Here is a 12,692-nt window from a genome sequence, read left to right as displayed (position 1 = left end):
AAACTACTTCTAAAATGTAATATTATTGCTAATAAAATTAAATACTTTAAAAAAAAAATATACTTTTACAATATTAACTTACAAAAAGATATTTGAATGAAAAAAATGATTTTAGCGATCTCGTTAGTTACTACATTGGTAACTAATTCTTATGCACAAGAGGCTGCTTTTGTTACTTCGGTTGAAGGAATAAAAGAATATAGCCTAGCCAATGGGATGAAAGTTTTATTAATCCCCGATGCAGCACAATCTAATGTGATTGTCAATATTGTATATGGAGTAGGTTCCCGTCATGAAGGGTATGGCGAATCTGGAATGGCACATTTACTGGAACACATGCTCTTTAAACGTTCCTCTAAATTTACTGACATCAAGAAAACCATTGCAGATAAAGGTGCTCAAGCCAATGGAACCACTTATTATGACCGTACCAATTATTATGAAATTTTACCCGCAACGGAAGAAAATCTAAAATGGGCGCTTGAAATGGAATCCGATAGAATGGTAACATCGGCTATACTTCAATCTGATTTGGATACTGAATTTAGTGTGGTTCGAAATGAGTTTGAAATAGGCGAAAATAATACAGCATCAGTATTAAGTGAACGCATACTTTCTACCGCCTATTTATGGCATAACTACGGAAAATCAACCATTGGTAGTAAAGAAGATATTGAGCAAGTTCCCGCAAGTCGTCTTAAAATATTTTATCAAAAATATTACCAACCCAATAATGCTACTCTTATTATAGGAGGAAAATTTGATGAAAAGAAAACACTTTCTTGGATAAAAGAGTACTTTGCTCCAATTCCAAAATCAAAAACGGAGATCGAACAAACTTATACCGTAGAACCCGCTCAAGACGGAGAACGTTTTGTAGAGCTCAAAAGAAATGGTGATATCCAATATGTTGGTATGGCGTATCATACCCCTAGTTTTTCGGACAAAGAATTTGCTGCCAATAATGCCTTAGTTTCAATATTGACCAACAATCCTTCGGGAGTATTGTATAAAAAATTAGTAGAAACCAAATTATCTACAACTGTTTATGGATATACTGGTACCTTAAAAGATCCAGGTGTTAGTTATTTTGCCTGTGAAATCCCCAAAGATAAAGACATTAATACGGTACAAAAAGAGTTTCTGGATGCCATGAATGCGGTTCCTCAAATGACATTTACAGCCGATGACCTTAAACGTGCCAAAAACGAATTACTGAAACAATTTGAAAATACCTATAACAAAACCATTAACTTATCTGTAGCCATGACCGAGTACATTGGAGCTGGCGATTGGCGTTTGTTTTTTATTGACCGAGATAATGTCGAAGCCTTGACAGTTGCAGATATTCAAAATGCTGCCAAAAAATACTACTTGCCAAGCAATAGAACTTGGGGGCGTTTTATCCCTGAAACCACCAGCGAAAGAACCAAAGTAAGCGACACTAAAGACATTGCTGCACTGGTAAAAGGATATAAAGGAAAAGCTATGGAAGCCAATACCACTACCTTTGAAACCTCTGTGGCTAATATTATAAAATCGACTGAAGAAGGAAAATTAGCCTCTGGAGGAAAATATGCCTTACTAGAAAAACCAGCCAAAGGAAATAAAATTGAAGCTCGATTAGTATTGAGAATGGGAGATGAGAAATCATTAAGTCAAAAATCACTGATTGCTAATCTAACGGCAAGCATGTTGAAATTAGGCACTAAAACCCGAAGCAAAAAAGACATCAACGACCAACTCGATCAATACAAAATTAACTTAAGTTTGTCTGGATCTGTAGATGGTTTGTTCGTGAGAATTAGCACCGACAAACCTAATTTAAGCAATGCCTTAAACTTGGTACAGGACATTTTAAGAAATCCTTCTTTTGATGCTGCCGAATTTGAGAAGTTAAAACTGGAGACCAAAAGCGGACTGGAAGCCAACAGAAACGAACCACAGGCAGTTGCCAGTGAGGAATTAACAAAACTGACTTCAATATATCCAAAAACACATCCGTATTACTCTGAAACAACGGAGGAGAGTTTAGCGACTTTGAACAAGATTACTCTTGAAGATGTTAAGAATTATTATACCACTTTTTATGGAGGTTCAAATAGCATCTCATCCTTTGTAGGTGGAATTGACAAACCCGTTATTATAAAATTCTTAAACAGTACTTTTGACAATTGGAAATCAAAAACAGCTTACAAAAGAATTCCAACCCAGTATTTTGATATAAAATCAGGAGATAAAACCATTCAAATTAATGATAAAACCAATGCGGTTTTGCTAGGTAAAATCAATTTGAATATTGGAGAAAAAAATCCGGATTATCCTGCTGTAGAAATGGCCAACGAGCTATTGGGTGGTGGTGCATTCTTATCCTCCAGAATACCACAACGTTTGCGTGAAACCGAAGGTTTAAGCTATGGTGCCGGTTCTTACTTACAGGCAAATGCCATAGATCCCACAACAGATTGGGGGCTTTATGCATTTTACAACCCAACTATGAAAGAAAAATTAGTTGCTGCTCTTAATGAAGAAATTCAAAAAGCAATCAGCAAAGGATTTACCAAAGAAGAATTTGATAGTTCTTTGAAATCTTGGTTGCAAACTAGACAAACCATGCTTGGAACCGATGAATTTTTAGTTCGTGAACTAAGAGAAAATATGGATTTAGGCAAAACATTCAAAGACTATGAAGATTTTGAAAATAAAGTTAAAAACTTAGATATTCAAAAGATAAATGCAGCTTTGGTTAAATATTTTGACCCAAAGAAATTAGTGATTGTTAATTCTGGAGATTTTACAAAAAAGTAATCCTAACTAAACTATTCTATTAAAAAGGTATTGAGCAATCAATACCTTTTTTTTTACTTAAAAAAAAACTTCTCTTCCTAAATAAAGAATTCAACTAAAAATTTAATCTCAAATCATTTATCACTACTTTTCCTAACAAACTTATAATCTGCAATTTAAAACCAAAACAAAGCTGAATTCTTGATTCCAATTCATTAGTATTTTGTAATTTTATGAATCTCAATTCTTTACCTTAAAAAGCATTACTTATTTAATTTATCAGAATGTTTTTTAATTCTCAAAAAGATAGATTTATTACCAATAGCACTATTTCTAATTCAATTTTAACTCTAACATTGCCTTCATATAAAAAAAAGTCAACCTCACATAACGATTCAACTTAAGTTAATTTAAAAAATAAAGACATGAAAAGACAAACTGGCATCTGGATTGATTCATCAAAAGCTATTATTGTTACTCTTGATGGTGGAAAAGAAAGAATTTCTGAAATCGAATCTGATTTAGAAAATAAAATATACCATGAAAAAGAAGGGAACAAAGGAACCTTTAGCGGTAGTCATCATAGCAATAATGAAAACAAATTTGAAGAACGAAGAAAAAATGAAACCAATCATTTCCTCAAAAATATTCTGTCTCATATCAAATTAGCTGATGAGCTTTATATTTTTGGGCCAGCTGAAGCAAAAATAAAATTAGAACAAAAAATAAATACCGATAAATCATTTGATGCCAGCAAACTAAAGATGGTCGAATCGGCAGAGAGCATGACCACCAATCAAATTGTGGCCAAAGTGAAAAAATTTTATCATTAACAAAAAGTGTTAAGAAGGAAGAGGGACACTGATATTAGGTTCAATAAAAATCAAACTAATTATTCTAAAGCCTAATCACATTCAAAACATGAAATTTAGAATCGAAAAAGACACTATGGGAGAAGTTCCTGTTCCCTCAGATAAATACTGGGGAGCACAAACTGAACGTTCTCGAAACAATTTTAAAATTGGCCCTCCTTCATCTATGCCCTCCGCCATTATAGAAGGTTTTGCATATCTCAAAAAAGGGGCGGCCTATACCAACTGTGATTTGGGTGTTCTGTCTATTGACAAACGAGATGCCATCGCGCAGGTATGTGATGAGATACTTGCGGGAGAACTCAAGGATCAATTTCCGCTTGTGATTTGGCAAACAGGTTCCGGAACTCAAAGCAATATGAACGTCAATGAAGTTATTGCCAATCGTGCTCAGGTTTTGAAAGGGTACACTATAGGAGAAGGCGATCCCTTTATCAAAGCCAATGACGACGTCAACAAATCGCAATCTTCCAATGATACTTTTCCAACGGCCATGCATATTGCTGCTTATAAGGTCGTCGTCGAAAACACCATTCCCAGTGTCGAAAAATTAAGAGATACGCTTCAAGCAAAAGCAACCGAATTTGCTACAGTGGTCAAAATTGGTCGTACCCATTTGATGGATGCCACACCTCTAACATTAGGTCAGGAAATTTCGGGTTATGCGGCGCAATTGAATTATGGTTTGAAAGCCGTTACCAACACATTGGCACATCTATCCGAAATCGCTTTGGGAGGAACTGCAGTGGGAACAGGCTTAAATGCCCCGAAAGGATATGATGTAAAAGTAGCTGAATATATTGCTCAATTTACAGGGCATCCTTTTGTAACTGCCCCAAACAAATTTGAAGCTCTGGCGGCACACGATGCTATAGTCGAAACGCATGCTGCGCTCAAACAATTGGCTGTTTCTTTGCATAAAATTGCAAATGATATTCGGATGTTAGCTTCTGGTCCCCGATCTGGAATTGGAGAACTCTTGATTCCTGAGAACGAACCGGGCTCTTCTATCATGCCGGGAAAAGTAAACCCCACACAATGTGAGGCGCTCACTATGGTTTGTGCTCAAGTTATGGGAAATGATGTCGCCATTACCATTGGTGGGATGCAAGGTCATTATGAATTGAATGTTTTTAAACCCATGATGGCAGCCAACTTCCTGCAATCGGCTCAGTTGTTAGGCGATGCTTGCCGATCCTTTGATGAACATTGTGCACAAGGGATAGAACCTAATTACAAACGCATCAAAGAATTGGTTGACAATTCGCTAATGTTGGTTACCGCTTTGAACACCAAAATTGGATATTATAAATCGGCTGAAATTGCTCAAACCGCCCACAAAAACGGAACAACACTCAAAGAAGAAGCCGTTCGATTAGGGTATGTAACTCCCGAAGATTTTGACAATTGGGTAAAACCTGAGGATATGGTTTAGATGGCAGATGGCAGATTTTAGATTGCAGATTTTAGAATAGAGAATATAGAGAAGAGAATATAGATTTTAGAATTATACCGCAAAGTTCCCCACAAAATTGTCATCCAGAGGAACGAGGAACTCTACAATACTATTCAATAAACAAAATCATTGCTTAGTACTATAACTGAAAAACCTGCAAATCGTTAATTTGCAGGTTTTCTATTTTGAATTTTATTTTCCTTTATTTCCCATCTACATAATCTTGTAAATAACTGAAACGCACGGTAAGTTTCCCGTTTTCGGTCATTTTGGCTCGTTTCAGAATGCCATCTTTGTCTCCGTTAAAAAAAGCTGGGATAACATATTCCGAAAACATTTCTCCAAACCCTTCACTGGCATCTTTAGGTAATTCACATGGCAAATTATCTACCGCCATAACCACAATTGCGGCAGGATGAAAGACATCTACTTCTTTATTTTCGCTAGGTAAATAGCCATACAAAGGTTCTGCAATGGTTGATGATCGTAAAGTACAAGCAATAGGACCATTGACATCACAAGAGACATCGGCAACCACTTTTATCATACAATCATTGGCCTGAAGCATTTCACGTGTTAAAATCGCGGGAGATTCATTGGCATGAAAATGCCCCGTAATAAACATATCCGAAACTTTGGTGAATCTCTCAAAATCAGAAATATATTCTTTTGGATTGTGATAAAAATCAGTAAAGTCCAGCACTTGTCCATCTAACCTTTTGTTATAATCCAAAACATCGATCTGGGTGTACACGGGTTGCGTATAGGTCTTGGTCAAATAATTCTCAACTGAGACTTCTTTGATTTTCATGGCATCCAGAATTTCTTTGGCACCATTGCCAACTTTTCCGGTTCCAGAAACTACAATCTTTAACGGAGGCAGAACCAATCTTTTCAAATGCGTTATCAGCGCCTCTTTTCCCGAAAGGGTTTCTGCTTTTGGCATTTTGAACAATTCGAATTTTATTCCAAAAGCTCTAAAAGCATTATAGGTTCCCACAATACCTGCATAACGACCAAAACCAATTAAACGTCGATTATGAGCATCGACAATGGTTTCATGATCATACAAATCGATGTTTTTTTCTAGGATGGCTAGTAGCAACTTTTTGTTGTATGGTTGTTTTTTTATGGTATGTGAAAAAAAGAAATACGCCTTATTTGGTATCAAATTTTCGACAGGAACTTCTTTTACGCCAAACAACACATCACAATCACTTACATCATTGGCAACATCAATTCCCATACTTTGGTATTGAACATCGGTAAAAATACGAATGTCAGAACTTTCTACTTTTACAGTACAGTCATGATACAACTGCTTTATTTTTGCCAATTCATTAGGAGAGAAAACGACTCTTCTATCTGGTGGATTTTTCCGTTCTTTTATGATTCCAAACTTCATTTTTATTATTTTAAATTTATAAAAATATAACTTAACACATGATATTTGTTACAAATATAACAATTAATTTTTGTTTTTGCTTTTTTTATAAAAAAATAGTTGTTGAATATACATAAAATAGTACTAATTAGTTAAGTATCATTAAAACCATTAATTGACTTTTACAAAAGAGTCTTAAAATTAAAAAAAAACAAAAACAAATCCATTCGATTCTATATATTTGCTCTCTAAGTACCACAAAAATGAATTTTATAAAAAAAGCAAATATACTACATTTACTGCTCGTAATTGTTGTAGCCAGTTCCTGTAGAAATGAAACCAAAGACATTTCAAAACCTGAAATCAAAGATGCTGACCTTCCAAAAGGTATATTACCTAAGATGAAACCTTTGACCAATGAAACGCCAAAACTTACCGCTTCTTACATAGCCGAAAAACAAAAAAAAATAGATTCTTTTTATAACAAAAACTGGCCTAATAACAGTATGAACGGAGGTTTTCTGGTCGCACAAAACGGTCAAATTATCTATGAAAAATACGAAGGGTACGCCAACTTTAGAGATAAAACACCTATAACAAGTACCACTCCTATTCATATTGCATCGGTTAGTAAAGTTCTTACCGCAACCGCTGTCTTGAAATTAGTCAATGCCAAAAGAATTGACTTGGATCAAAAAGTAACTGATTTTCTAAAAGAGTTTCCTTATCCAGATGTTACTGTAAGAATGTTACTCAGTCACAGGAGTGGCATGCGCAGTTATGCATATTTTACAGATCGGGACAAAAGTGTTTGGGATAGACATAACACGCTAACCAATCAAGACATTTTGACCATAATGGGTACCAAAAACATTGCTTTAGAGCAAAAAACAGGAACCCGATTTGCTTACTGCAATACCAATTATGCCATGCTTGCTTTGATTATCGAAAAAGTCACAAAACTGTCTTATAGAGAAGCTATGGATCAAATCATTTTTAAACCACTGGGCATGAAAAACACTTTTGTCCTTGATTTTGATAAAGATAAAAAGAATGTGGCTCCATCCTATAAAGGAAATAAAGTGGAAATTGGTATTGATTATCTGGATAAAATTTATGGTGACAAGAACATTTATTCTACTCCCAGAGATTTATTAAAATTTGACAGAGCCAGAAATTCTCCATCGTTTTTGGAACCCGAATTATTGGCCCAAGTCTATACAGGATACAGTAACGAACGAAAAGGAACTAAAAATTACGGATTAGGTATTCGCATGATTAATTGGGAAAATGGTAAAAATTTCTATTTTCATAACGGTTGGTGGCATGGTTTTACTTCTTCCTATATCCCTTTGAAAGATGAGAATGTCACTATAATTGCCTTGTCTAATAAATTTACCCGAAGTACTTATGCCATTCGAAAGCTATCGGTATTGTTTGGTGACTATCCGTTTAAAGTAGCAGACGAATAAAGATGCCAGATAGCAGATTTCAGAATTTAGAATTTAGATTTTTTGATTTGCCATTGATATTGATATTGGCATTGATATTGATTTAAATTAACCTATCTTTGCAAAACATTCTATTTATAATATTGGATTCTAAAATCTAATATCATAAATCTAAAATAAAAATGGGGTCGACTGGTTTTGACAGCAAGTCGAATTGAAAAGTAAGCACGTCGAGAACTGGGACAATTCTCGTAAATAAAAGGTCTCAAACATTTTACACGGCGAAGGAAACTACGCTCTTGCTGCATAATCTGAATTATAGTAAGATTAGCCTCGTCCTACCAGGTAGGAAAGCAGGATTCATCTCGAAAGCTTTGGTTTATAGCGGTCGATAAAGATGAATCGTAAATTTAAACCTAGATATTCATACGCTTCGCGTGGGTATTGAAACTAAAGAAGATAAGCAAAGAGAGGTTGTTTCTGACCTAACTCCGAGACGAAAATCCATTCAGAGAATAAGCGTGTAGAAAGCTCTTTAGTTGCTTGTTTGGACCCGGGTTCGATTCCCGGCGATTCCACGAAACCCGAAAATCGTTGATTTTCGGGTTTTTTTATGTAAAAACCCAGTAAAATCAAGACTTCACAAGGAGTTCAATCACTAAATTCCATTTTTTTACACAAATACAAATAACTGACAGTCAATAGTTTAAAATCCAAAAAAACTATAGTAGTGGCCGTGACTGTCGAACACTTTCTACATAAAATATTAGATCAAATCCTACAAAACATAATTTATAGTCTATATCATAGATTGTTTTCTAGTTTTTCATCTTTTCTAAATTATGCTTTAATGGTTTTATTATAGATGTGGTTAAAAAAAAAACATTACGATACTATAAATTGTTATCAAATAACATCTTTACCAGTTCCTTTTCTGCAATAAAGTTCCTTGATTAAATATATGTTTTATATCAATCAGTAAATCTAATTTTTGCTCAAGAATATCAATTACTTTATCTACAATATAGTTCAATTCTCCTATTGAATTTACCAGTTTAAATATTCTTTCATTGTACTCTAAATTCCATTTTTCAAAACTTGTTTTACTGATTTCGTCTAAAATCCATTTCTCTTCTAGAGCTGAAAGTCTTCTCTCAACCTCTTTTAACTGACTTTCTTGTGCAATTGTTTTTAATCTTTTTGATTTTACTTCTTTATTTATTCTCATTTAGCAGCCTCTTATTATTTAATTAATCATTTTTTTCGGAAGACTGACCAACTCTCATTATTATTGGCTAAAAACTTTAAGTCTTGTTTAATTGATCCAATTCAAAAAAAATCTTACTTCCTTGCGTTTTCTTATTAGAATGCTCATACAATTTTTTACTTATATTGAATTCCTTCGCGAATGGTAATTTCGTTTCTTTATCTGAAACAAACTCTACTCCTAGATAAAGTCCCATTCCCCTTGTATTTCCAACAATTTCATGTCTATGAAGGCGTTTTAATTTATCTAAAAAGACATCTTCCATTTTTAAGCTATTTTCAACAATTTTATTCTCTTTAATATAATCAATTATTAAATTACCAATGGCAGCGCCAACTGGGTTACAGGCAAATGAGTGCCCACCAAGAAATGGAGCTTTTCCTTTTTCAAATTCTATCGCTAACTTTTTCATGTGCGATTACTGCTGAAAGGGCTAATATCCTCCGCTAATCCCTTTTCCTGTAGCGATAATATCCGGTACTACATTGAACCTCTCCATTCCGAAATTAGCACCCAACCTGCCAAAGCTTGTGAGAATTTCATCTGCAATAAACAAAACCCCATATTGATCACATACTCTACGAATTTCTTCAAAATAGCCCTTGGATGGAACAACAGCTCCTAACGCTGCAGCAACCATTGGTTCAGTAATAAAAGCTGTTACTGTATCAGGTTCGGTTTCCAGTAAACATTTTTTAAACTCACCTGCACTCATAATAGCATAATCTTCATGAGGTTTGGTTTTCTGTACGGGTAAGATGCCGGTATTATTTTTTATTATTAAGCTAAATTGATGACAACATTTCCATATTCAATACTATTATCCAACATTTTCTGATGTGCCAGGGGTAATTCATCCCAAATAAATTCCTGAGATATAACGGGATGAAACTTTTTCTGCAAAACAAGTTGGTTGGCCTGATACAATTCTGATAATGATGAAAAATGAGATCCCTGAATTCTTTTTTGCCGCATCCAGACAAATGAAGCATCAAATGACATATTAAATCCTGATGTCGCACCGCAGAAAACAACCATACCACCTGATTTGACCACATAAGTGCTTACAGGAAAAGTCTGAGATCCAATATGGTCAAGAACAATATCAGGATTGACTTTTTTACCTAATATGTCCCAAATTGCGCTTCCAAATTTTCTAACTTCTTTGAGATATTCTTTGTATCCTTCTTTATTGCTAATATCCGGCAAAGCCCCCCAGCAATTGAACTTTTTTCTGTTAATATAACCAATTGCACCAAGTTCCAGACATTTTTCTCCCCGCTCATCACTCGAAGTAACAGCAACGGCATTTCCGCCTGCCAATTTAATTAACTGAATAGCGGTCGCTCCCAGACCACCGCTTCCTCCCCATACCAATACATTGGTTCCGGGCTTTAAATCGTTAGGGACAAATCCGTAAAGCATTCTCCAGACTGTAGCATAGGTTAACATATATCCTCCTGCCTCTGCCCATGTTAAATGTTTTGGCTTTTGAAGTAGCTGTTGTGCGCGAACTTTCGTATACTGGGCAAAGGAACCGTACGGAGTTTCATATCCCCATATTTTTTGTGATTCACAAAGCATAGGGTTACCACCGTTGCACTCCTGGCATATTCCACAGGTTTGACCACAGTGGACAATGACCTCATCACCAATTTTAAACTTAAATTCCGGATTATTTTTTAATCCTTCCCCGACCTCCCATATTATACCGGACGCATCACTTCCTGCTATGTGGAAATCTTTGCCATGAAATGCAGTAGGCGAAGCCGGTTCTCCTAGTCCGGCCCAAAGACCATTGTAATTTACTCCTGCAGCCATCACTTTAACCAATACTTCATTAAATCCCAGTTTAGGGGTTGCAATAATTTCCTGCTGAAACGCCTTATCCGGAGCTCCATGATTTTCCGGTCGTATGACATAAGCATACATTAAAGCAGGGGTGTGCCCCAATGGCGGACATTCTTCTATATCGTATAAATCTTTTAAAATCGTCTCATTTTCAAGTTCAAGTAATAATTTTTCCATAATTTAATTTGTTCGGTTTTTATTTTTAGTTATTCTCTTGTTGTAGGAATTGTTCAATCCGGTAAGGCCTTCTGCGGTGCATACAATCAGCTGTTTTCAAAGTCCGCAGAAGGTGATTTCTGTTTGTAAACTGCTAAAATAGGATCTGCGTTTCCCGGGCTTGTATCTGATCGCACTTTGTGGTAATCGAGCAGTACTTGTTATCTATTTTAAAACTCTTTGTGTACCAGGTATCATCACCATAAGTTGTGTACCCTTTATTGATTTCGATCTCTGTAAGCGGAATCGACATTCCTTTCCCTATCGCTTTGATGACAGATTCTTTCTTAGTCCAGAATTCGTAAAATTTATCTAGTCCGTCGCGATTGATTTCTGCAAATTCCTGGGAGGAGAAAACATTTTCAAACAAAGAATAATCTATCTCAATGATCTCTTCAATGTCAACACCAATTTCCTGTTTGCTAAAAACACATACAACAGTATTACCACTATGGGAAATATTAAAATTAAAGTTGCTGCCAAGCAGGTATGGCTTCCCATAATTGTCCTTAACCATTTTCTCAAATTCAAATGAATTGTTTCCCAACATATAAGATCCCATGCATACCATTAATTTTCCAAACAAACAATTGTATCTGTCATCCCACCTTCTGTATTTAAGCACTTCCTGCTTAAATTTTTGAGGCAAAAATTCCAGGTAGTATTTTAAAATACCCTGATCGAGATCACTATCACTTGAATACTGAAATAAATGATATTCATCTTCTTTTAAATCTATTTTAGGAACAGATTTAAAATCACTAAAGGCTAAGTTATGTATCGAATTTTGCATAATCCTGTTAATGTGTATAAAAAATTTATAATGAGATTTTTCATCATATATTTTGCATTAAACTTTACCAATGTTTTTATATTTTTTGATTTCAATGATACCATTAGTATTATTGAATAATGTTCTCAGTATTATTTATTATGCCATGATTGATTATTTAGTGTCCCGGCAAAACTTTTTTGACTGTTTCATATTCCCATGGAATATCTACGGTTCTGATATAAATAAATGAAGCTCTTCTTAAACCTGTAAAAACAGGTCATGGCTGATTTATTTACTTTGAATTTCATTTTTCAGAAATCCTTTATCGCTATTTAAGAAGCATTACTAAATACCGCTGCCTTTAAAGGACAAACTGCCTTATTTTTTACAGCAGTGTCAGATACAGGCACTCCTTGTTTGATTAAACTTAATTTAAGTGCACACACTACTCCATTTTTAGCACAGTTGCATTTTGGCTTACGATCTTTCATCTTTTTAGCGTTTTTACGTTATCGATAGTATTTTTAAAGAATAAGAGAATGGCTTCGTCTCTCCGGGCAAAGCCTGTCAGCTCTCAAAGCTCACGCTCCTGTATGTGATCGTCGTTTTTAGAAAGAGACGACCAGCATCTAT

9 protein-coding genes, 1 other RNA gene and 1 pseudogene are annotated in these 12,692 nt (G+C 35.0%); 5 read left to right on the top strand and 6 right to left on the bottom strand.

The features are described 5' to 3' along the window. The first annotated feature begins 96 nt into the window (after window positions 1-96). The 3 genes from FNW52_RS18370 to fumC all read left to right on the top strand — a co-directional run bounded on the left by FNW52_RS18370 (window position 97) and on the right by fumC (window position 5,094). Window positions 97-2,808 (top strand): pitrilysin family protein, encoded by a 2,712-nt coding sequence (locus FNW52_RS18370; RefSeq protein ID WP_143378947.1) that lies wholly within the window; start codon window positions 97-99, stop codon window positions 2,806-2,808. 404 nt (window positions 2,809-3,212) lie between these two features. After that, window positions 3,213-3,620 carry a hypothetical protein gene (locus FNW52_RS18365; protein WP_143378946.1) on the top strand — a complete coding sequence of 136 codons (408 nt, stop codon included), beginning with the start codon at window positions 3,213-3,215 and terminating at the stop codon, window positions 3,618-3,620. 88 nt (window positions 3,621-3,708) lie between these two features. Further along, window positions 3,709-5,094 (top strand): class II fumarate hydratase, encoded by a 1,386-nt coding sequence (gene fumC, locus FNW52_RS18360; RefSeq protein WP_143378945.1) that lies wholly within the window; start codon window positions 3,709-3,711, stop codon window positions 5,092-5,094. A gap of 223 nt (window positions 5,095-5,317) precedes the next feature. On the opposite strand, the gene FNW52_RS18355 is transcribed toward fumC, so the two are convergent. Then, complete coding sequence (locus tag FNW52_RS18355) at window positions 5,318-6,520, bottom strand: NAD(P)-dependent oxidoreductase (protein WP_143378944.1); 1,203 nt, start codon at window positions 6,518-6,520, stop codon at window positions 5,318-5,320. 242 nt (window positions 6,521-6,762) lie between these two features. Between FNW52_RS18355 and FNW52_RS18350 the strand changes: the two genes are divergently transcribed. After that, window positions 6,763-7,971, top strand: a complete 1,209-nt coding sequence (locus FNW52_RS18350; protein ID WP_143378943.1) for a serine hydrolase — start codon at window positions 6,763-6,765, stop codon at window positions 7,969-7,971. Window positions 7,972-8,134: 163 nt separating this feature from the next. Next, window positions 8,135-8,531: a transfer-messenger RNA gene (ssrA, locus tag FNW52_RS18345) on the top strand. 338 nt (window positions 8,532-8,869) lie between these two features. Here the strand turns inward: ssrA and FNW52_RS18340 are convergent. The 5 genes and pseudogenes from FNW52_RS18340 to FNW52_RS20915 all read right to left on the bottom strand — a co-directional run bounded on the left by FNW52_RS18340 (window position 8,870) and on the right by FNW52_RS20915 (window position 12,550). Then, window positions 8,870-9,178 (bottom strand): hypothetical protein, encoded by a 309-nt coding sequence (locus FNW52_RS18340; RefSeq protein WP_143378942.1) that lies wholly within the window; start codon window positions 9,176-9,178, stop codon window positions 8,870-8,872. 76 nt (window positions 9,179-9,254) lie between these two features. Then, window positions 9,255-9,977, bottom strand: a pseudogene (locus tag FNW52_RS21205) (aminotransferase class III-fold pyridoxal phosphate-dependent enzyme). A gap of 20 nt (window positions 9,978-9,997) precedes the next feature. After that, window positions 9,998-11,245 carry a crotonyl-CoA carboxylase/reductase gene (ccrA, locus tag FNW52_RS18325; protein WP_143378939.1) on the bottom strand — a complete coding sequence of 416 codons (1,248 nt, stop codon included), beginning with the start codon at window positions 11,243-11,245 and terminating at the stop codon, window positions 9,998-10,000. A gap of 133 nt (window positions 11,246-11,378) precedes the next feature. Next, the gene (locus FNW52_RS18320) at window positions 11,379-12,077 is read right to left on the bottom strand and encodes a 4'-phosphopantetheinyl transferase superfamily protein (RefSeq protein ID WP_143378938.1); all 699 of its coding nucleotides are present in this window, start codon (window positions 12,075-12,077) and stop codon (window positions 11,379-11,381) included. A gap of 314 nt (window positions 12,078-12,391) precedes the next feature. Next, window positions 12,392-12,550, bottom strand: coding sequence for a hypothetical protein (locus FNW52_RS20915; RefSeq protein ID WP_185966036.1), 159 nt, complete (start codon window positions 12,548-12,550; stop codon window positions 12,392-12,394). Window positions 12,551-12,692 lie beyond the last annotated feature (142 nt).

Source organism: Flavobacterium sp. ZT3R18 (assembly GCF_007097385.1).
Lineage (GTDB): Bacteria > Bacteroidota > Bacteroidia > Flavobacteriales > Flavobacteriaceae > Flavobacterium.
Note: the sequence above shows the minus strand (reverse complement) of the source record. Positions and strands in the feature narration are given on the sequence as shown.

Coding starts and splice junctions, on each gene's coding strand:
- FNW52_RS20915 (WP_185966036.1), bottom strand. CDS start 12,550: ATGAAAGATCGTAAGCCAAAATGCAACTGTGCTAAAAATGGAGTAGTG.
- FNW52_RS18320 (WP_143378938.1), bottom strand. CDS start 12,077: ATGCAAAATTCGATACATAACTTAGCCTTTAGTGATTTTAAATCTGTT.
- ccrA (WP_143378939.1), bottom strand. CDS start 11,245: ATGGAAAAATTATTACTTGAACTTGAAAATGAGACGATTTTAAAAGAT.
- FNW52_RS18355 (WP_143378944.1), bottom strand. CDS start 6,520: ATGAAGTTTGGAATCATAAAAGAACGGAAAAATCCACCAGATAGAAGA.
- fumC (WP_143378945.1), top strand. CDS start 3,709: ATGAAATTTAGAATCGAAAAAGACACTATGGGAGAAGTTCCTGTTCCC.
- FNW52_RS18340 (WP_143378942.1), bottom strand. CDS start 9,178: ATGAGAATAAATAAAGAAGTAAAATCAAAAAGATTAAAAACAATTGCA.
- FNW52_RS18370 (WP_143378947.1), top strand. CDS start 97: ATGAAAAAAATGATTTTAGCGATCTCGTTAGTTACTACATTGGTAACT.
- FNW52_RS18365 (WP_143378946.1), top strand. CDS start 3,213: ATGAAAAGACAAACTGGCATCTGGATTGATTCATCAAAAGCTATTATT.
- FNW52_RS18350 (WP_143378943.1), top strand. CDS start 6,763: ATGAATTTTATAAAAAAAGCAAATATACTACATTTACTGCTCGTAATT.